This is a genomic window from Polaribacter reichenbachii (assembly GCF_001975665.1).
Classification (GTDB): domain Bacteria; phylum Bacteroidota; class Bacteroidia; order Flavobacteriales; family Flavobacteriaceae; genus Polaribacter; species Polaribacter reichenbachii.
In genome coordinates this window covers 3,889,186-3,910,649 of the sequence record NZ_CP019419.1, presented here as the reverse complement: position 1 = coordinate 3,910,649, position 21,464 = coordinate 3,889,186, and the positions used below count along the sequence as shown (strand labels likewise).

Below are 21,464 nucleotides of genomic sequence, written 5' to 3'. Positions count from 1 at the left end.
AACTGAAAAACTTAGGGTGGTTATAGCATTGGGGCTCACCTCTTCCCATCTCGAACAGAGAAGTTAAGCCCAATAGCGCCGATGGTACTGCATTTATGTGGGAGAGTAGGTCGCTGCCTTTCTTTATCTTGTTAAATCAAGATCTTAAACCTCATATCTAATGATATGAGGTTTTTTTATTTTTTAAATATATCTCTTTTTTTATGCAATTTTCTGTGGTATTTTCGTTTTACTTTAGGAACTTAATTTTTAAATGAGATTACTATTTATTTTATTTATTTCTATTTTATTTTCAATTGAGGGTGCCTCTCAAGTTGGAGGGGAAAGTGTTTACCAATTTCTGAATTTATCTACATCTGCTAGACAGATTGCTCTTGGTGGAGAAGTATTGACATTAATCGATGATGTGAATCAACCAATTTGGAACCCTTCTACGATTAATCCTGAGATTGATAATAAAGTTTCTATTAATTATTCTAGTTATTTAGCTAGTATTAATATTGGATCTTTTTCTTATGCTAAATTAATTTCTAGACGATTTGGTACTATACAAACAAGTATTAAATATTTAGATTATGGTACATTAATTGGTGCTGATAATCAAGGTAATGAAACTGGAGATTTTGGTGCTTCTGATTTAGCATTTTCATTTGGTTATGCTAGAAATTTACCTTGGACAAATTTATTTTTTGGTGCCAATATCAAATTAATAAATTCAAGTATAAGTAGTTATACATCTTTTGGTATTGTAGCTGACTTTGGAGTTTTATATTATAGTCCATATAAAAATTACTCATTTACAATTGTAGCTAGAAATGCTGGTAGACAAATAACATCATATGATGGGACCTATGAAAAACTTCCTTTTAAAGTTTCTTTAGGAGGTTCTTATCGTCTAGAATATGTTCCTTTAAAGTGGTATTTTACTTTAGATAATTTACAGCATTGGGATGTTTCTGAACCTAACCCTTCAGAGCAGACTACAGATTTAGAAGGTAATATTACAGAAGAAGAAATTGGTTTTATTGGCAATACCTTTAGACATTTTGTTATTGGTGCTGAATTATTTCCAGAAAGTGCAATCAATATTAGAATGGGATACAATTTTAGAAGAGCTGCTGAATTGAAATTACAAAATGTGAGAACTTTTGGTGGAATATCGTTTGGATTTGGGATTAAAATGAATAAACTAAAGTTTAACTATGCCTATTCTAAATTCCATTCAGCAACCAATGCCAGTACATTTAGTTTACAAATTGATTTAGATAAAAGATAATAATGAATAAAAAAATAACAATTGCAATAGATGGATTCTCATCAACAGGGAAAAGTACAATTGCTAAATTATTAGCAAAGAAATATAATTATATATATGTTGATACTGGTGCTATGTACAGAGCAGTAACACTTTTTGCAAAAAATAATGATTTTGTTAGTACAGATGCGTTAAATAAAGAAGGTTTAATTTCAAATTTGAATAGTATTTCTCTTTCATTTCAATTTAATGAAGATTTAGGTTTTGCTGAAATGTATTTGAATGGCAAAAATGTAGAAAAAGAAATTAGAACTTTAGAAGTTTCGCAATTAGTTAGTAAAGTTGCTGCTATTTCTGAAGTTAGAAAAAAACTTGTTGCTGAGCAGCAAGAAATGGGTACAGCAGGTGGAGTGGTTATGGATGGAAGAGATATTGGAACAGTAGTTTTTCCGGATGCTGATTTAAAATTATTTATGACTGCTTCTGCTGATAAAAGAGCAACAAGACGTTATAAGGAGTTGATAGATAGAGGTGATAAAGTCAATTTTGAAGATATTCTTTTTAATGTACAAGAACGTGATAGAATAGATTCTACAAGAGAAGATTCACCATTAGTAAAAGCTGATGATGCAATAGAATTTGATAATTCTGATATGGGAATTGAAGAACAATTTGAAAGAATCTGTGCTTTAGTAGATGATAAATTATCTTAAACTCTAAAAGCTAACAAACAATCTTAGCCCTGATTGAAACGACATCCTTTTTATGCTGAATTAAATTAGATTTAGATTTTATAATGCTATTAAATTCTAAAAATGAATTGAATTATAAGGTATTCAGCATAAAAAGATATAGTGTAAAGCAGGAAATAGCTACAAATAAAATTAAGGAATATTCAGATATTTATGTGTTTGTAAAGAAATTTTCCATTTCGGATTTTTCATTACATAATCTACAATCTGTTCTGTCATTTTTTCTTTTTTACTCCATTCTGGTTGTAAAAATAACTGACATTTTTCGGCAACTTTAGCAGCTTCTTGTTCAGCAAAATCAAAATCTGATTTGTTATGAATTATCATTTTTAATTCATCTGCTTGAGTATAACACTCATCTAAAGGTAATTTGGTTTTCTTTGGCGAAAGACAAAACCAGTCCCATTTTCCTGAAAAAGAATACGCTCCAGAAGTTTCAATATGGGTTTTTATATTATTTTTTTGCAGGTTTTCTGTAATATAATCCATAGACCACATTAAAGGCTCACCGCCAGTAATCACAACAGTATTGGCGTATTTTTTAACATTATCTACAATAGTATCTGCTAAAGTTGGCGGATGCAAATCTGCATTCCAACTTTCTTTAACATCACACCAGTGGCAACCAACATCACAGCCACCAACTCTTATAAAATAAGCAGCAGTTCCTGTATGAGAACCTTCTCCTTGAATGGTATAAAACTCTTCCATTAAAGGAAGCATAATACCTTTATCTACTAAATCTTTTGTCTTTTTATCCATCTACATTAAAATCTACCTGATTGTTTTAAAAGTGCAAAGGTAGTTTTTTGTATATCAAGAATAAAAAGAATAATAATTTAATTCTAATTAGCTATAAATCAAGTAAATTTTGTAAATTTGCACTCCTTTTTACGAGAACAGGTTTATAAAAGGGTTTAGATAAAACAAAATATAAAAACATCTCTTGTAGTTTTAGTCGTTAGAAATCTGTAAAACAACAAGATACAAAATTAATTTAGACACATGTCTGAAGAAACAAAAAACACTGAAGAGCAAGTAGTTGCTACTGAAGTAAAAGAAACAGCGGCTCCTGCTGTAAATCCAACACAATTCTTAGCTGATTTTAACTGGCACAAATACGAACAAGGTATTGAAGCTGTAGATGAAGAAAAATTACAAGAGTTTGAAAAAGCTTTAGAAGGTACTGTAGGTTTTGTAAATGAGCGTGATGTAATTGAAGGAACTGTAATTAGAATTACAGATAGAGATGCAATCATCGATATCAATTCTAAATCTGAAGGAGTTATTTCTTTAAACGAATTTCGTTATAACCAAGGGTTATCAGAAGGAGATAAAGTTGAAGTATTAGTTGATAAAAGAGAAGATTCTTCTGGTCAGTTAGTATTATCTCACAAAAAAGCAAGAGTAATTAAAGCTTGGGAGCGTGTTAACAATGCACATGAAACTGGAGAAGTAGTTAATGGTTTTGTTAAATGTAGAACAAGAGGTGGTATGATTGTAGATGTTTTCGGAATCGAAGCATTCTTACCAGGTTCTCAAATTGATGTTAAACCAATTAGAGATTACGATCAGTATGTAGAGAAAACAATGGAATTCAAAGTTGTTAAAATCAACCATGAATTTAAAAACGTTGTTGTATCTCATAAAGCACTTATTGAAGCTGATATTGAATTACAGAAAAAAGAAATCATTGGCCAGTTAGAAAAAGGACAAGTATTAGAAGGTGTTGTTAAAAACATTACTTCTTATGGTGTATTTGTAGATTTAGGTGGTGTAGATGGTTTAGTACACATTACAGATTTATCTTGGTCTAGAATTAATCATCCTAATGAGGTTGTAGAGTTAGACCAAAAATTAAACGTTGTAATTTTAGACTTTGATGATAACAAATCTAGAATTCAATTAGGTTTAAAACAATTATCTGCTCATCCATGGGAAGCTTTAAATGCTGATTTAAAAATTGGTGATAAAGTAACTGGAGAAGTTGTTGTTTTAGCTGATTATGGTGCGTTTGTAGAAGTAGAGCAAGGAGTAGAAGGATTAATTCACGTTTCTGAAATGTCTTGGTCAACCCACTTACGTTCTGCACAAGATTTTGTAAAAGTTGGTGATAAAGTTGAAGCTCAAATTTTAACTTTAGATAGAGAAGACCGTAAAATGTCTTTAGGTATTAAACAATTACATCCAGATCCTTGGACAGATATTACCACTAAATACCCAATTAACTCTGTACATACAGGTACTGTAAGAAATTACACAAACTTTGGTGTATTTGTAGAATTAGAAGAAGGTATTGATGGTTTAGTTTATATTTCTGACTTATCTTGGACAAAGAAAGTAAAACATCCATCAGATTTTGTAACTGTAGGTCAAAAATTAGACGTACAAGTTTTAGAATTAGATGTTGAAAACAGAAAATTAAACTTAGGTCATAAACAAACTCAAGATAACCCTTGGGATGCACACGAAGCTACTTACGAAATTGGTTCTATTCACGAAGGTCTTGTAAAAGAAAAGAATGATAAAGGAGCAGTTGTAACTTTTGCTGATGGAGTAGAAGGTTTTGCGCCAAGCAGATTCTTAGAAAAAGAAGATGGTACTAAATTAGCTAAAGGTGAAACTTTAAAATTTATCGTATTAGAATTCTCTAAAGAATACAGAAGAGTAGTTGTATCTCATACATCTATCTTTAAAGAGCAAGAGCGTAAAAATATTAAAGCACAAGCTAAAAAATCATCTGATGCAGAAAAAACTACATTAGGAGATATTGGAGGTCTTGCAGCCTTAAAGAAAAAAATGGAAGAAGGTAAATAATCTTCATTCTTTATAAATTTAAAAGCCAATACAATTTTGTATTGGCTTTTTTTGTCTAAAATTTTTAAACAAGTAAGTCCAATATTTTATTTTTGCTAACTGCTAACTGCTAACTGCTAACTGCTAACTGCTAACTGCTAACTGCTAACTGCTAACTGCTAACTGCTAACTGCTAACTGCTAACTGCTAACTGCTAACTGCTAACTGCTAACTGCTAACTGCTAACTGCTTAATACCATTTTTTTAGCGTTACCTTTCAGGTCAGGCTTTACGCACTCGCTTTTTATTCATATCTTCATAAAAGAGCTCAAACAAAGCTCCAATCCTTAACGCAGCTTATTTGCAAGCATCAGTAATTTAACAATAAATTACTACCTTTTTTATAAAATTAATAAATTACAAAATAGATTCTTTTATATTTGTTATACAAAAATAGGCCATTATCAAACTATGACATTAATAAAATCAATATCAGGAATAAGAGGAACAATAGGAGGTAGAACTGATGATAATTTAACCCCAATTGATGCTGTAAAATTTGCATCAGCTTATGGAGCATTCATAAAAAAAAGAAATTCGAATAAAGAAAAACTTACAGTAGTTATAGGTAGAGATGCCAGAATTTCTGGTAAAATGATTTCTAGTTTGGTAGCCAACACTTTAGTAGGTTTGGGTATAAATGTAGTAGACTTAGGTTTATCTACAACACCAACTGTAGAAGTTGCTGTGCCTTTAGAAAAAGCAGATGGAGGAATTATTTTAACTGCTTCGCATAACCCTAAACAATGGAATGCTCTTAAATTATTAAACGAAAAAGGCGAGTTTTTAAATGGAGAAGAAGGTGTTAAGATTTTAGAATTAGCAGAAAGTGAAGATTTTGAATTTGCAGAAGTAGATGATTTAGGATCGTACTCAAAAAACAGTACCTATTTACATCAACATATTCAAGAAGTTTTAGATTTAGATTTAGTTGATGTTGAAGCCATTAAAAAAGCTAATTTTAAAGTTGTTGTAGATGGAGTAAACTCAACAGGAGGTATTTTTATACCAGCTTTATTAAAAGAATTAAATGTAGAATGTGTAGAGTTATATTGTACTCCAAACGGACAATTTCCTCATAATCCGGAACCTTTAAAAGAACATTTAACAGATATTTCTGAATTGGTTGTAAAAGAAAAAGCAGATTTCGGAATTGTTGTAGATCCAGATGTAGATAGATTGGCTTTAGTATCTGAAGACGGTTCTATGTTTGGAGAAGAATATACATTAGTAGCCTGTGCAGATTATGTTTTAGGAAGACTTGGTGGAGGAAATACTGTTTCTAACTTATCTTCTTCTAGAGCATTAAGAGATGTTACTCAAAAACATGGTGGTACTTATACAGCTTCTGCAGTTGGAGAGGTAAATGTGGTTATTAAAATGAAAGAAACCAATACTGTAATTGGTGGAGAAGGAAATGGAGGAATTATTTATCCAGATTCTCATTACGGACGTGATTCTTTAGTTGGTGTAGCTTTATTTTTATCGCATTTAGCGCATCAAAAAGTATCTTGTAAAACTTTAAGAGATTCTTACCCAAGTTACTTTATGAGTAAAAATAAAATTCAATTAACACCTGCAATCGATGTTGATCAAATTTTAGAAACAATGGCATCAACTTATAAAAATGAAGATGTAAATACAATTGATGGTGTAAAAATAGATTTTGCTGAAGAATGGATTCATTTAAGAAAATCGAATACTGAACCAATTATCAGAATTTATACAGAAGCTAAATCACAAGTTGCAGCAGATGCTTTAGCAGAAAGATTTATAAAAGAAATTAAAGAAATAATTGCATAATATTTTGAAAATAAAATCATTTTTTTTCTTGTTTGTACTAATGTCATCATCTTTAATGGCACAAGACCAACAAGAAGAAAAAATAAAAATAGGTAATAAAGGAAAATTCTTTATTTACTGGGGATGGAATAGAGCTGATTACTCTAATTCAGACATTAGATTTAAAGGAGCTGATTACGATTTTACTTTGCAAAATGTTGTTGCAAATGATAGAATATCTAGTTTTTCTTTAGATTATTTTCATCCTACAAAAATAACTTTACCACAAACTAATTTTAGATTAGGGTATTTTTTAAATGATCATTATACCATTTCTATTGGTGTAGACCATATGAAATATGTTACTGAAAGTTATCAAACAGTAAAAATAAATGGAGAAATTAATGCGGGTACTCCTTTTGATGGTGTTTATAATAATGAAGATATCAGATTAACTCACGATTTTTTACAATTTGAACACACAGATGGACTAAATTATATAAACGTAGAGCTAAAAAGATTTGATGAAATAGGTCATTTAATAGGTATAAATCACAAGAATTTACAATTAAATATTACTGAAGGTTTTGGAGCAGGTGTATTATATCCGCGTACAAATACCACTTTATTAAACAAAGAAAGATATGATAATTTTCACGTTTCTGGTTGGGGAGTTTCGGTTGGTGCTGGTTTAAACATTACCTTTTTTAAGCATTTCTTTTTGCAGTCTGATTTTAAATATGGGTACATAAACATGCCAAATATTAGAACAACAATAAGTCCAGAAGATTCTGCAGAACAGAATTTTACTTTTTTTGAAAAAACAATTGTTTTTGGAGCAAGATTTAAATTATTTTAAGAATTAAGAATGAATTTAGAGCAGTATTTTTCACAGTTCAGAAACCAAATAATTGGTGTTAATCAAACCTTTAAATCTCCTTATGGAGAACAAAATTTGGTGTATTGCGATTGGACTGCAAGTGGTAGATTGTATAAATCTATAGAAGATAAAATTAGCAATCAAATTGGTCCTTTTGTTGCAAATACACATACAGAAACATCTACTTCTGGTGCAGCAATGACCTTGGCTTATCACGAAGCTAGAAACATTATAAAACGCCATGTAAATGCAAACAGTAATGATGTTTTAATAACAACTGGTTCTGGAATGACAGGTGTTGTAAATAAGTTTCAACGTATTTTAGGAATAAAAGTTGCAGAGAATTTAAAGAATCATACCATTATTCCAGAAGAGTTAAAACCTATTGTTTTTGTTTCTCATATGGAGCATCACTCAAATCAAACTTCTTGGTTAGAAACTATTGCAGATGTAGAAGTTGTGCCTTGTAATGATGAAGGTTTAGTTTGTTTAGCTACTTTCGAAAAATACATTCAGAAATATGAAGATAGAAAAATAAAAATAGCTTCAATTACTTCTTGTTCTAATGTAACAGGTATAAAAACAGAATACCACAAAGTAGCAAAATTAATACATAGTTATAATGGATTATGTTTTGTAGATTTTGCTTGTTGTGCACCTTATGTTGATATTGATATGCATCCAGAAAATGAAGATGAAATGCTAGATGCTATTTTCTTTTCTCCACATAAATTTTTAGGAGGTCCAGGTACTTCTGGAGTTTTAATTTTTAATAAAAAGTTATATAAAAATACAGTTCCTGATAATCCAGGAGGAGGAACTGTGAGTTATACCAATCCTTGGGGTCAACATGATTATTTCGATGATGTAGAAACCAGAGAAGATGGTGGTACACCAGGTTTTTTACAGACCATAAAAATTGCACTTTCTATTCAGTTGAAAGAAAAAATGGGAACCAAAAACATCAAAAAAAGAGAAGAAGAACTTAATAGTGTAATTTTTGAAACTTTAGAAAATTTAAAAGGCGTTAAAATATTAGCACCAAATCATAGAGATCGTTTAAGTATTTTTTCTTTCTATTTCGAAAAATATCACTTTAATTTAGTTGTAAAATTATTAAATGATAAATTCGGAATTCAGACTAGAGGAGGCTGCTCTTGCGCAGGTACTTATGGGCACTTTTTATTAAATGTAGATCAAGAAACGTCTAACAGAATTAAAGATGAAATTTTGCACGGCTGCAATACAGATAAACCAGGTTGGGTTCGTTTGTCTTTACATCCAACAATTACAAATGCTGAGTTAGATTTTATATGTAAATCTTTACAAGAGTTATCAGAAAATATAGAAGATTGGGCAAAAGATTATACATACGATGCCATTAAAAACGATTATGTACACAACTCTTTTACACCAATAGAAAAAGAGTTAGTTACTTCTTGGTTTTCTGTTTAGCAACTTTCATTTTTTTCCATTCTTCAATTTTATTTCTATGCTTAAATCTTTTATGAGACCATAAGTAAAGTTCTGGTTGTTTGTTGATGTTTTTTTCAGTTAAAGCCAGATACTTATCAGTAATTTCATATTCTTTATGTAATTTAGGTTTTTCTGTTATAATTTGAAATTCAGTTTCGTAATAACCTCTTTTTACCTTTTTAGCAACATAATTTACAACAACCATATCAAATTTTCTGGCTAACATTTCTGCACCTGTATGTATAGGTACATTTATGCCAAAAAATGTATGCCAATAGTGAGTTTTAGTTAATCGTGGAGATTGATCACTTAATAATATATAAGAACCCTGAATTTTGTTACTAAAATTCTTCTGCATCCCTTTTACAGTTTCAGAGGTTTTATAACCAATAACTCCAAATCTCTCTCTAGATGTTCTTAATTTCTTCTCAAAATACTTATTGCCTAATTTTGTGTATGCACCAAAAATATTACCATCTAAAACTAGAGGTGTGCTAAAAGACCATTCCCAATTTGCTTGATGTGCACCTACTAAAGCAATACTTTTACCTTCTTTAACTATATTATTTATTACCTCTGGATTTTTGTATTTATAGCGTTTTAATACTTCTTTTTCACTAATAGAAAAAGCTTTAATACTTTCTATAAATAAATCCGTAAAATGTATGAAAAAACCTTTAGCAATAGCTTTCTTTTCTTCGTTAGATTTTTCTGGAAAAGCAAGGTTTAAACTATCTAAAACTACCTTTTTTCTATATTTAATAACGTAAAAATTTAAAAAGAAAAAACCATCAGAAATTACGTACAGCACCCTCATTGGTAATCTAGACAATAACCAAATTAGAGGATAAGTAAGCGCAAATATTATAAACTGCATATTATTTATTTAATTTACAAATATCAGTATTTATATTAAAAGAATATAATAAAACAAAACCGATTTGTTATTTTTGTAAGATGCTACAAGACAACAATCCATTATTATTACTTATTATAGTTGCCAATGTTTTATTCTCTAAAAAAGGCTTTGATGATTATAGCTTTTTAGACAAATATAAGTTTCAAGTAGGTAGAGTAAAAGGTGATGAAAAAATTAGAATGCTAACTTCTGGTTTTTTACACGTAGATTGGATGCATCTTATTTTAAATATGTATGTTTTATATATGTTTGGTGGTTTTGTAACCAAAATTGTTGGTTCTGTTTCCTTTTTAATTATCTATTTTGGTAGCTTATTAGCTGGTAGCTTATATGCATTACAATATCATAAAAATGAGCCTTATTATAGTGCAGTTGGTGCATCTGGTGCCGTTTCTGGTATTGTGTATACTTCTATTTTACTAAATCCGGATATGAGTTTATATCTGTTTTTTATTCCAGTTCCTATACCTGGTTATGTATTTGGAGTTGGTTATTTATTGTATTCTATTTACGGAATGAAAAAACAAATTGGTAATGTTGGCCATGCAGCACATTTAGGAGGTGCAATTGGTGGATTTATTTTAACGCTTTTAATTAGACCAGTTTTGTTTTCTACTAATACTACTTTTATTGTTTTATTAGCGATTCCAATAGTTTTACTCTTACTATTTGGCGATAAACTTAAAAGTTTATAAAGAAATTTCCTTCCTTAAGAAAACAAGTTTTTAGTATATAAAGAACTTGATTATCTTATCATTGATAAATCTCTTCATTTTACCATATTTTTTGCACTTTAATTTTAGGCATAAAAAAAACCTTATTAATTAAAATAAGGTTTTTTTGAGCGAAAGACCAGGTTCGAACTGGCGACATTCAGCTTGGAAGGCTGACGCTCTACCAACTGAGCTACTTTCGCTTGGTAAAGGGTTGCAAATATATAATCATTTTTGAATTCTACAATGTTTTTTTACTAAAATTAATAAAATTATTTATCGTTTCTTAAAACTTTTACACAATGAAAACCATAAACAGCATAACCTTAATTATAATAAAATTTGTGTGCTTTTGAGTTATTAAAATATGCATTTAGTTAAATGGTTTCGCATCCTTTATTATTAACGTACGCATCAAGTATACCAAAGTTCAGAAATACCTACTAATTTATTTTCTGAAAAATAAATCTTTCCATTCTTAATAAGTTGATTTAGAAACTTCTAAAACTCGATTTCTAAAATATTAAAGGTGATTTATTTTGTTAGAAGTTAAATAGTTATTAATATTTCATCAGAAGAGATAATTTGTATATGCATTTTTATAATTTAAAAATTATAGCATAAAATTAGTTTTATTCAAATAAATGAAATTATTAGAATCTGTTGGTGTAAATTAAACTAGAGTAGATTTAACAGTAGAAATAAACAGATCAAAATCTGTTGCTTTATCAAAAAAAGCTTGAGCACCGTATTTTAAGCAAATTCTTTTAAGATGCGTGTTTGTAGAAAATACAAACACCTTCTTTTCTAACTTTTTTTCTTGAAGCATTTTTAATACTTCTAAACCATTGCCATCTGGTAAACTTAAATCGAGTAAAATTAAATCGTAATTAGTGCCTTTTAAATTAGAAATAGCTTCTGCTATTGTGGTTGTTAATTGTAAATTAAGCGAGTTACTACCTTTAGAAATTGCATCAACAATACTTTTACCAATATGAGCATTGTCTTCTACTATTAAAACTTTTTTTTCTTGAGAGTTCAAAATATAGGTAGTATTGATTTATTAATTAATAATCAAATTTAAGAATTATAGGTTTCATAATCATTAGGTGAAATGCTTAATTCATTTTTTTTATTATTGTAATATATTTAACAATGTATCTAGAAATATAATTGTATAAATAAGGAATTTACCTATATAATGATTTGTTCATCTCATATATCTTTGTAGTGTAAATATGTATTAAAAGAATATTGATTTTTTATAGATAGATTTATTTATAGTCCCCCAATAAATAAATTATATTTGAACTAAAAACTAGATTTATAATCCCCCAATAAATCTAGTTTTTTATATATCTAGAGAAGTTAAACCTTTTTTGATTGCATATTTTGTTAATTCTGGTATAGAGTGTAAATCTATTTTTTTCATAATATTATTTCTATGCACATCTACAGTTTTAGAGCTTAAAAACAAAATTTCTCCAATTTCTTTAGACGATTTTCCTTCTGCAAGTAATTGTAAAACTTCTTTTTCTCTCGAGCTAAGTTCTGTACTTTCTATATTGTCTCCTTTTTTTAATTGAAGAAGCAGTTCTTGATCTATGTCTTTAGATAAGTATTTTCTATTTTCTACTACTTTACAAATAGCGGTTACTAGCTCTAAAGAACCACCATCTTTTAATAAATAACCAAATGCACCAGCTCTAAACATACCTTGTATAAATTGTTTACTAGAGTACATAGAAAGACCAATTATTTTTATTTCTGGATGATGTTTAATTATTTGTGTAGTAGCCTCTATACCATTTAAACCTGGCATAGAAACATCCATAATAATAACATCTGGGTTTAATTTATTGCATAATTTAATAACTTCTCTACCATTAGAAGCTTCACCAATTATATGCATATTCGATTTTAATTCTATAATATTTTTTAAACCATCTCTTAATAGTTTATGGTCGTCTACTAATATTATATTTATTGTATTTGTATTACTCATCTGCCAGTGGTATAAAAATGTTAACAGTTGTTCCTTTATTAATTTTAGAAGTAATTTTAAAATTACCTTTTATATTTTTTATTCTTTCTTTTACAGTAAACAAACCAAAACCAGAACCGTTATGGTTACGTAAGTTATTTAATTTTGCAACATCAAAACCTTTACCATTATCCATTATAATAATATCTATACCAGAATCATTTTTATGTAGATCTATCGTTATTAAAGTTGCTTTAGCGTATTTTATAGTATTATTTAAAATTTCTTGAATACTTCTGTATAGTAAAATAGATCTTGTATCATTTAATTTAAAATTTTTCGCATAATCATTAATCTCGCATTTAATTTTATGCTTTACTTCTATAGTTTCTAGTAGCCAATAAAGAGCTTCAATAATACCTAATTGGTACAAAATAGGAGGGGATAGCTCTGAGGTTATTTTACGGCTATTTGCTAAAGCATTTGAAATATGGTCTTCTATAAAATTTAATTCTTCATGAGTAATTTTTAAATTATCTCTTAGTTTTAGCTCCTTAATCTTCATATTAGAAATTACCAAAGCCTGACTTAAGTGATCATGAATATTGGTGGCAATTTCTTTCTTTTGATTTTCTTCGACCACTGTAATTTCTGTGGTTAATTTTTGTAATGATTTTTGGTATTCTTCTATTTCTTGTTTTGCTGATATATATTCTGTTATGTCTCTTGCAATGGTAACAAAATAAGTTGTGTCATCTTCTTTATAAGCTTTAGATGTTAAAGCTTCAAACCAAATAAAATGTCCGTTTAAATGTCTAGCTCTAAAATCAATAAGCTTTTTATATTCACTATTTATACTAGTTTCCTGAATATGATTTTTTAGCATTTCTACTTCATCATAATGAATAATTTCGAAAAATGATTTATCATATTGTTCTAAATTGTCATAGCCTAACAAGGTTTTTACAGAAGGACTAATGTACAATAACTTACCATTTATGTCGTGTAAACAAATTAAATCATTAGAGTAATCTGTAACTAAACGATACATTTCTTGAGTTTTTTCTATTTCTTTTAGTATCTTTTTTTGTTCAGTAATGTCTTGGTTAACACCTTTTAAACAGATTACTTTGCCTTTGTTATCTTTTATAGGTTTACAAATAATTTTTATAGTTTTTTCAGTACTATCCGAAATTTTAAATCTAATTTCAATATTAAAAGGATTGCCATATTTTATTGCATTCTCTATTTTTTTATTATGAAACTCAACATCATCTGGATGTATTTTTTTAAAAATATCTTCTTTTTTAGGAACTCCATTCTCTGGGTTAAAATCAAGAATATTATAAACCTCATCAGACCAAGTAAATTCATCTGTTATTGTGTTTAATTCCCAGTTACCTATATGACCTAATTTTTGTGCTTCATTTAATGTTTTAAGCGTTTCTTTTAAAGCTATTTCTGCATCTTTTATACTTTGAATACTTTGTATACTGATGGGCACTGTTTTTTGTTCTTCAATTGTTTTAGGGATAGCAACCGAAAAAATAGCTATAAATTGGTCTCCTTCTAAAGTTTTATAATTAACTTCGGATGTAAATGTTTCTACATCATTCCAAATTGCTTCTATAAGTTTTATAAAAACTTTATCTGCATCTTTACCAAAAAATAAATTTATGTTGTTAAAAAAATCTTGTTGACTATTTGCTTTAAATAATTTTAAGGTAGCCTTGTTTACATAATTAACATTTATTTTGCCTATGAGTTCTAATACCAAATCTGGTCTTTCTTCTAGGTAGAGGCAAATATTAGTGATGTTTAATTTCTTAAGTTTTTCAATTTCTTTGTATACTAAACTTAAATTTTCGTTCCAGATAGAAATTGTAGCATTATCGAATAATCTTATGTAATCGTTTTTTGTTTTTAAATGTTCTTCTTCAATTTTTTTTCTTTCTGTAATGTCTTGAGCAACACCTCCTCTACTAACAATTTTAGTTTTTTGTTTGTTATAAATGGGTTGGTTAGACATTCTTATCCAAATTTCTTGTTTTTTTAAATTGGTTAGTTTTAATTCTAAGTCATATGGTAAACCATAAGTTTCTAGTTCTTCATTTGCTTTGATTAATCTATTTCTAGATTTTTCATGAAATAATTCTAATAGTTCTGCTCTTGTTGGTATTTTTTGGTTAGGTATTAAACCAAAAATGTTAAACATATATTCTGACCAATAAAAAGAATCTGTTGTGTTGTAATATTTATGATAACCAATTTTAGCAACTTTGCTGGCTTGATCCATAGAAAATTTACTTTTTTCTATTTCTTTTAAAGAGTTTTGTATTCTTTCTTTTGATAATTCTAATTCTATTTGTGCTTTTTTAGCAGTAGTTATATTAAGAGAAACACCTCTTCTTGCAATTATTTCATTTTTTTCGTTATAAACTGGTTGTGCAACATTTCTAATCCAGACTTCGTTATTTTTATGAGTTGTTATTTTTATTTCAATATCATAAGGCACACCATTTTTATTTAAATTATCGGTAGCCTTTTTCATTCTTTGTTTAGATGCTTCATCAAAACATTTTAAAATCTCAGATCTAGAAACTACAGTATTTTTTGGATCATAGTCATACATTTCATATAAATAATCTGACCAATAAAATTCTCCTGTAGCTATATCGTAATTAAAGTATCCAATTTTAGCAACTTTACTTGCTTCATCCATAGAGAATTTTCTCTTTTCTAATTCATTTAAAGAATTTTGTATTTCTTTTTTGGAGTTTTCTAATTGAAGTTGATTTATTTTATAAGTAGTAATATCTTGTAATAAAGCTCGCCTACCTATTAATATATTATGATCGTTATAAACAGGTTGTGCTACTTGTCTTATCCAAATAGTTTCATTGTTTTTGTTTTTACCTTTTAACTCTATGTCTGTAGATAACCCTTTTTCATTGATATCATTAAAAACTTTTTTTAATTTTTCTTGAGATTCTTTATCAAAAAAGTTAATAATTTTATCGCGAGATGGTATTTTGTCGGTTGGTTTTAGTCCAAAAATAGTATAGGTATAATCGGACCAAATGTATTGATTTGTTATACTGTTGTAATCTACGTGACCTATTTTGGCTATTCTACTAGATTCTTTTAAAGAAAAATCTTGTTTTTCTAGTTGTGTAAGAGATTTTTTTATTTCTAACTGTGCTTTTTTGTAGGCTGTAATGTTTTGTATTAAACCTCTTCTTCCTATAACTTTATTATTGTGGTCTAAAATTAAGTGCACTACATTTCTTGTCCAAATTTCTTCATTATTGGCATTTATTAATCTTAATTCTAAATCGTAAGGTACTCCATGGGTATTTAACTCTTGCGTTGCTTTACTTATTATTCCTTTAGAATTTTGGTCGTAAAATTTTAATATTTCTTTGCGAGAAGGATTTTTTTGCTTGGCATCTAATCCAAAAATTTTATATACATATTCAGACCAGGTATAGATATTTGTATTTAAATCTAACTCCCAATAACCAATATTCGCTATTTTATTAGATTCTTTTAGTGTAGCATCTTTGTCTTTAATTAAATCTAATGAATTTTGTATTTTTTGTTTCGATTTTTCTAATTGTAATTGTATGTTTTTATAATTTTTGATGTCTTGTATTACAATTCTTCTTCCAATTAATTCAGTGCCTTCATCGTTATATATTGGGCTAGAAACAGATCTTATCCATATTTCTTCATTTTTTTTGTTTTTTCCTTTTAGTTCTATATCGTAGTTAGTCCCGTTTTCTTGAAGCTCTTCTAAAGCTTCTATATATTTTATTTGAGATTCTTTATCAAAAAAGCTTATGATTTCTTTTTGTGTGGCATTTTTGTCTATATCAATACCAAAAATTTTATAAACATATTCTGTTGTTTCGTAAGAATCTGTTTTGTAACTATATTCTACATAGCCTATGCCTGCAATTCTACTAGAGTCTTTTAATGATAAATCTTTTCTTTTTAATAGGTGTAGAGTTTCTTGTAGTTCTTGCTGTGTTACTTTGTAATTTCTAATATCTTGTAGAACAACTCTTCTTTTTACAATCTCATTGTTATCATTATAAATAGGACTAGATACACTTCTTATCCAGATATCTTCTTGTTTTCTGTTTTTTCCTTTTAATTCTATATCAGAAATTTTTCCATTTTTAACATCATGTAAAGATTGTAAATATTTTATTTTTGATTCTTCATCAAAATAAAATAAAGCTTCGTTTTTTTGGGTTAATTCTTCTCCTGGTTTTAAACCAAATATGTTATAAATATATTCTGAATAATCTGTGTATTTGTTTGTTGCATAATCATATTCTATATAACCTATGCCTGCCATATTACTAGAATCTATTAAAGCTAATTCTTTTTTCTCTAAAAGGTGTAAAGAATTTTCTAAAGCTAGTTGTGTTTTTTTATAAGCTGTAATGTTTTGTATAACTCCTCTACGACCAATAATTTCATTTTTATCATTATATATAGGTTGTACAATATTTCTTGTCCAGATTTCTTCATTTTTAAAATTAATTAACTTAATTTCAATATCGTATGGTTTTCCATCATTTATTAGTTTTATTGTAGCCTCTTCTAACCTTTTTAAACTTTCTTTATCGTATAATTCTTTTAAAGTGTTTTGCGAAGGGATTTTTTGGTTAGAGTCTAAGCCGTAAATTTTATAAACATAGTGAGAACAAGTAACAGTATCTGAATCTGTTTTATACTCCCAATAACCAATATTTGCAATTCTATTAGATTCTTTTAAATCAGCATCTTTAGCCTCTAATTGTTTTAAGTAACTTTCTAATTTAAGTTGACTATTTTTTATATTTGTTATATCTCTAAAAATTCCACTTCTACCAATAATTTCATTATTGTCATTATAAATAGGACGTCCAACTATTCTTACCCAAATTTCTTCATTGTTAAAATTAGTTAGCTTTAATTCTAGATCATATGGAGTGCCTTCTTTATCTAATTTTTTAGTAGCTTCTTGAAGTTTTTTTAATGAAATATCATCATGTAAGGCTAAAATTTCTTCACGAGTAGGAGTTTTCTGGTTAGGGTCTACTCCATATATTAGGTACATATAATCTGACCATACATAAGTTTTGGTTTCAAAAATATATTCTGAATACCCTAGTTTAGCAATAATTCTAGATTCTTTTAACGAACGTTCTTTTTGCTCTAAAAGATGTAAAGATTTTGTTATTTCTAAATTCGATTTTTCGAGTTGAAGACTGGCAATTTTGTTTTCAGTAATATTTTGAATAATCCCTCTTCTGCCTGTAATTTGGTTATATTCATTAATTACTAATTGTACTACAACTCTAACCCAAACTTCTTCATTTTTATTATTGATAATTTTTAATTCTAAATCATAAGGTTTACCAGTAATATCAAGATTTTTAATTGCAGTTTTGTATTTTTCTTTTGATGCCTCGTCGTAAAAATTAATCATTTCTTTACGAGATGGTATTTCTTTTTTAGGATCTAAACCATAGATTTTATAAACATAATTAGACCACGTAAAACATTTTGATTTTATATCATATTCCCAATAACCTATTTTAGCAATTCTACTTGTTTGTGTTAAAGAATAATTATTTTGTTCTAATGTTAGTTGCGTGTTTTTAAATTCAGTAATATCTTGCACAATACCTCTTCTACCTACTATTTTATTCTGCTCGTCAAATATTGGTTCTATTTTTGTTCTTAACCAAAGCTCTTCTTTTTTTGTATTTATAATTTTTGAATCTACGTCGAAAGGAATACCATTTTGTTCAAGATTTTTAACACATTTTTTTAGTTTAATTTTAGATTTTTCTTCAAAATAATTTAAGAATTCTTCTTGAGTAGGTATATTACTGCCAGTTTCTAAACCGAAAATTGTATATAAATAATCAGACCAAGTGTAGGTATTTGTTTTATTGTTAAATTCTATAAAACCTATTTTACCTATTTTGCTAGATGCTAATAAAGCTCGTTCTCTATTTTCTAAAAGTTTTAAAGAAGTTTTAAATTGATTATTTGCTAATACTCTTTCTGTAATATTTCTTGCGGATGAAACAAAAGAGGTAAACTTGCTATTTTTATAGATAGGTGATATTGTAAACTCGATCCATACATAAAATCCTTTTTTATGAAGTAACCTAATCGTAAAAATATTATTAGTTTTTTTTAAAACAATTATATTTTTTTTAATGTTTTTTTTCAGTTTTTCTATATCATCTGGGTGTACAATGCTAAATATAGTTTCGTCTATAAAATCAGATTGATTATAACCCAATACATTTTTAATTGACGGACTTACATATTGGTATTTACCATCCAAATCAAGTAGACTAATAATATCGGTGGCATTATCTGTTATTAGGCGATACATTTCTTCGCTCTTTTTAACACTACTAACAGCAGTCTCAAATTTTTGCTTGTAACTAAGAGGTTTAAAAACATCTTTTACTTTAAAATGTACCAAATCTTTATCTTTTATATCTAAATATTTTATGTAGAAATAAAAGAGAATACTGTAATAAAAAGTAAAACTGTTTTTAGCAAGTAAATTATTAGTTATAATAGAACTTAAATTTTCTAAATTCCAAAATGTAGTTATAGAGAATAGAATAGTATCTATACTTACAACTAATACCATAGTTACAAATATTTGAAAAAACAGGTGTTTTATTTTCTTAGAGATGTATTCAAAAATAATAATCAATAGAAAAGAGTCAAGAAATAAAAATATATTACCAAAAATTTGAATTCTCGGAGAAAATATAAAGTGATTAGGAGTTAGTAAATTATTTTCTAGATACGCCTCGTTCATATTCCTGCCAAAGGCAAGTAATAACCATGATATTAATACATTTACAATAAGTATTGCAAAAATCATTTTTTTAGTTTCTTTAGCGTCTTCTTTTAAATAGATAATTAATAAACTAAAAAGCGTAATCGTAATAAATACTGATGAACCTGGGGAAACAAGAAATTTATTTGTAGTAGAGTCGTAAACAGTATTTAGAATAAATACCAATACCTGTACAAATTGAAAAAGACCTAAACAAGCATATAAAACACCTAGTCCTAGATATTTTCTGAGTCTAAACAATAAAAGTATTATAAGAGCAATTATAGAACCTTGTACAAATAAGGTTAGCAATTCATTATAATTCATAACTTGAAATTGTTGGGGAAACTTACTATCAATAAGTAAATAAAATTTCTTTTTAATTTTTTACTAAATATACCTTTTTTTTATTTATTCTGAAATTTATTTTCTTATTTAGAATTATAATTAATAATATTATTGTAAAAAAAAAATCCATATTTCAAATTATTTAATAGTTATTTTATTAAAAATGTAATTTTTTTATAAAAATGATTAAGAGCTTTTATTAGGATGAAATTTGTAATTTATAAAGAAGGAAATATTGATATATTAAAAAAGAATACTATTTTAATGTATAGTTATTTTTATAAGAAACGAATCCAATTATATAATTATAGAAATTAATTCTGGTATTAGCAGAAAAACTAGAAACAAATAAACTTAAAACTAAGGTTGATAATAACTTAGTATGAAATTGTTTTAATACCTTATTCTAATATTCTTTTACTTTATTATGATAGAGATGTTGGGTACAATAACATATAAATTGAAAATAATAAGTCAGTTTATCTTAAGATGATTTTTTTCTAGCCTTAGTAAAGTAAAAAACAATAAGGACTATTTTTATTTCATTTTAAATCTATAGAAAAAAGTAATAAAAAACACTTATTGTTAAAAATAAAAGCAGTTACAAAAAAATGTAACTGCTTTACTTTTAGTAGCGAAAACGGGATTTGAACCCGTGACCTCAGGGTTATGAATTTGATAAAAAAATCAAATTTTAGTCCCTTTACAACTTATTTTAACTAAATCGTGTACTGAATCGTGTACTCTGATTTATAATTAATTTCTATTCAAATATACAAGTTTTTCTTATATGAGAAATGTATTTATTTTAAAGTAAAGATTTTTTTAAAGCTTCTAATTCAACACCTAAACCATTAAACATTTCAATAATACTGCTCAATTTTAATTCATTTTCATCATATTCTTGTGTATTTATACTACAAGTAAATTTCCATAATTCTATTATTTCAGAAACTGGAACTTCATAAGGTTGATAACTTGAATTATCTGGTTTCAATAAAAAGGATTGATTTTCTTCAACTTGATTGTAAATCCTTTTGTATGTCATTCCATCATCTTTAGTAACAATAACATAAGTATAACCACTTTTAGCTTGCTTAATATCTTCAACAAATTCAGCAACCACATAAGAACCATCTTTCATTGGTAACATAGAATCTCCTTTTATTGGGAAAGCTCTGTGCTTACCAGTAGGCAAAAATGGCAATTTGATTTTCTCTAACTGCTCAATGTACTCTGGATCATCATAACCTAATAAATAACCTGCTGATGCTTTTGTTGGTACTACTTCAATTAAATTTTCATTTTCATCATCAACCATAATGGGGAAAAGAATTCTCTTATTACCAACCTCTATAAAACTTGTAGTTCCAGATTTTCTTAAATCATTTTTTACTAAAATATCTATAGGAATATTCGTTAAATCAGACAACTGAATTAACTTGTCTATAGAAGGTTGTGCTCTACCTTCTTCATAAGCACCTATTTGAGATTTAGACCAATTTAAATCACTAGAAAACTCTAGCTGAGTTAATCCCTTTTGTTTTCTGATGAACTTAATGTTTTGTTGAATAAATGACATAAAACTAATATTTTGAGCCAACAAATCTACAATTTTGAGATATTTT

13 protein-coding genes, 1 tRNA gene and 1 rRNA gene are annotated in these 21,464 nt (G+C 27.6%); 8 read left to right on the top strand and 7 right to left on the bottom strand.

Annotated features, from left to right (window positions below; genetic code table 11):
• Nucleotides 1-12: 12 nt before the first annotated feature.
• The 3 genes from rrf (at nucleotide 13) to cmk (ending at nucleotide 1,968) form a co-directional block, all read left to right on the top strand.
• Nucleotides 13-122: ribosomal RNA gene (rrf, locus tag BW723_RS16655) — 5S ribosomal RNA — on the top strand.
• A 131-nt stretch (nucleotides 123-253) separates the two neighbouring features.
• Nucleotides 254-1,276, top strand: coding sequence for a type IX secretion system protein PorQ (gene porQ, locus BW723_RS16650; protein ID WP_076686438.1), 1,023 nt, complete (start codon nucleotides 254-256; stop codon nucleotides 1,274-1,276).
• Between the two features lie 2 nt (nucleotides 1,277-1,278).
• Nucleotides 1,279-1,968, top strand: a complete 690-nt coding sequence (cmk, locus tag BW723_RS16645) for a (d)CMP kinase (RefSeq protein ID WP_068363968.1) — start codon at nucleotides 1,279-1,281, stop codon at nucleotides 1,966-1,968.
• A gap of 171 nt (nucleotides 1,969-2,139) precedes the next feature.
• Here the strand turns inward: cmk and BW723_RS16640 are convergent, their stop codons facing one another.
• Entirely contained in the window at nucleotides 2,140-2,769 is a 630-nt protein-coding gene (locus BW723_RS16640; RefSeq protein WP_068363975.1) for a 7-carboxy-7-deazaguanine synthase QueE, read from the bottom strand.
• A 243-nt stretch (nucleotides 2,770-3,012) separates the two neighbouring features.
• Between BW723_RS16640 and rpsA the strand changes: the two genes are divergently transcribed.
• The 4 genes from rpsA (at nucleotide 3,013) to BW723_RS16620 (ending at nucleotide 8,980) form a co-directional block, all read left to right on the top strand.
• Nucleotides 3,013-4,824 carry a 30S ribosomal protein S1 gene (gene rpsA / locus BW723_RS16635; RefSeq protein ID WP_068363977.1) on the top strand — a complete coding sequence of 604 codons (1,812 nt, stop codon included), beginning with the start codon at nucleotides 3,013-3,015 and terminating at the stop codon, nucleotides 4,822-4,824.
• Between the two features lie 450 nt (nucleotides 4,825-5,274).
• Nucleotides 5,275-6,666 carry a phosphoglucosamine mutase gene (gene glmM / locus BW723_RS16630; protein WP_068363979.1) on the top strand — a complete coding sequence of 464 codons (1,392 nt, stop codon included), beginning with the start codon at nucleotides 5,275-5,277 and terminating at the stop codon, nucleotides 6,664-6,666.
• Between the two features lie 40 nt (nucleotides 6,667-6,706).
• Nucleotides 6,707-7,504, top strand: coding sequence for a hypothetical protein (locus tag BW723_RS16625; protein WP_139059138.1), 798 nt, complete (start codon nucleotides 6,707-6,709; stop codon nucleotides 7,502-7,504).
• Nucleotides 7,505-7,513: 9 nt separating this feature from the next.
• The gene (locus BW723_RS16620; RefSeq protein ID WP_068363985.1) at nucleotides 7,514-8,980 is read left to right on the top strand and encodes an aminotransferase class V-fold PLP-dependent enzyme; all 1,467 of its coding nucleotides are present in this window, start codon (nucleotides 7,514-7,516) and stop codon (nucleotides 8,978-8,980) included.
• Here the strand turns inward: BW723_RS16620 and BW723_RS16615 are convergent.
• Entirely contained in the window at nucleotides 8,958-9,878 is a 921-nt protein-coding gene (locus BW723_RS16615; protein ID WP_068363988.1) for a lysophospholipid acyltransferase family protein, read from the bottom strand. The two genes, BW723_RS16620 and BW723_RS16615, sit on opposite strands and share 23 nt — an antisense overlap.
• A gap of 80 nt (nucleotides 9,879-9,958) precedes the next feature.
• Here BW723_RS16615 and BW723_RS16610 point away from each other — a divergent pair, with 80 nt between their 5' ends.
• The gene (locus BW723_RS16610; protein WP_068363992.1) at nucleotides 9,959-10,615 is read left to right on the top strand and encodes a rhomboid family intramembrane serine protease; all 657 of its coding nucleotides are present in this window, start codon (nucleotides 9,959-9,961) and stop codon (nucleotides 10,613-10,615) included.
• 148 nt (nucleotides 10,616-10,763) lie between these two features.
• Here BW723_RS16610 and BW723_RS16605 read toward each other — a convergent pair.
• The 5 genes from BW723_RS16605 to BW723_RS16585 all read right to left on the bottom strand — a co-directional run bounded on the left by BW723_RS16605 (nucleotide 10,764) and on the right by BW723_RS16585 (nucleotide 21,418).
• A tRNA-Gly gene (locus tag BW723_RS16605) sits at nucleotides 10,764-10,836 on the bottom strand.
• Between the two features lie 470 nt (nucleotides 10,837-11,306).
• Nucleotides 11,307-11,675, bottom strand: coding sequence for a response regulator (locus BW723_RS16600; RefSeq protein WP_068363995.1), 369 nt, complete (start codon nucleotides 11,673-11,675; stop codon nucleotides 11,307-11,309).
• Between the two features lie 309 nt (nucleotides 11,676-11,984).
• Nucleotides 11,985-12,638, bottom strand: a complete 654-nt coding sequence (locus BW723_RS16595) for a response regulator (RefSeq protein ID WP_068363998.1) — start codon at nucleotides 12,636-12,638, stop codon at nucleotides 11,985-11,987.
• Complete coding sequence (locus BW723_RS16590; RefSeq protein ID WP_068364001.1) at nucleotides 12,631-19,815, bottom strand: PAS domain-containing protein; 7,185 nt, start codon at nucleotides 19,813-19,815, stop codon at nucleotides 12,631-12,633. Before BW723_RS16590 ends, BW723_RS16595 begins: the two co-directional genes overlap by 8 nt.
• 829 nt (nucleotides 19,816-20,644) lie before the next feature.
• A complete protein-coding gene (locus tag BW723_RS16585; RefSeq protein WP_068364007.1) occupies nucleotides 20,645-21,418 on the bottom strand; it encodes an XRE family transcriptional regulator in 774 nt (257 codons plus the stop codon).
• Nucleotides 21,419-21,464 lie beyond the last annotated feature (46 nt).

Coding starts and splice junctions, on each gene's coding strand:
- rpsA (WP_068363977.1), top strand. CDS start 3,013: ATGTCTGAAGAAACAAAAAACACTGAAGAGCAAGTAGTTGCTACTGAA.
- BW723_RS16610 (WP_068363992.1), top strand. CDS start 9,959: ATGCTACAAGACAACAATCCATTATTATTACTTATTATAGTTGCCAAT.
- BW723_RS16615 (WP_068363988.1), bottom strand. CDS start 9,878: ATGCAGTTTATAATATTTGCGCTTACTTATCCTCTAATTTGGTTATTG.
- BW723_RS16595 (WP_068363998.1), bottom strand. CDS start 12,638: ATGAGTAATACAAATACAATAAATATAATATTAGTAGACGACCATAAA.
- BW723_RS16590 (WP_068364001.1), bottom strand. CDS start 19,815: ATGAATTATAATGAATTGCTAACCTTATTTGTACAAGGTTCTATAATT.
- BW723_RS16640 (WP_068363975.1), bottom strand. CDS start 2,769: ATGGATAAAAAGACAAAAGATTTAGTAGATAAAGGTATTATGCTTCCT.
- BW723_RS16620 (WP_068363985.1), top strand. CDS start 7,514: ATGAATTTAGAGCAGTATTTTTCACAGTTCAGAAACCAAATAATTGGT.
- glmM (WP_068363979.1), top strand. CDS start 5,275: ATGACATTAATAAAATCAATATCAGGAATAAGAGGAACAATAGGAGGT.
- BW723_RS16625 (WP_139059138.1), top strand. CDS start 6,707: ATGTCATCATCTTTAATGGCACAAGACCAACAAGAAGAAAAAATAAAA.
- cmk (WP_068363968.1), top strand. CDS start 1,279: ATGAATAAAAAAATAACAATTGCAATAGATGGATTCTCATCAACAGGG.
- porQ (WP_076686438.1), top strand. CDS start 254: ATGAGATTACTATTTATTTTATTTATTTCTATTTTATTTTCAATTGAG.
- BW723_RS16585 (WP_068364007.1), bottom strand. CDS start 21,418: ATGTCATTTATTCAACAAAACATTAAGTTCATCAGAAAACAAAAGGGA.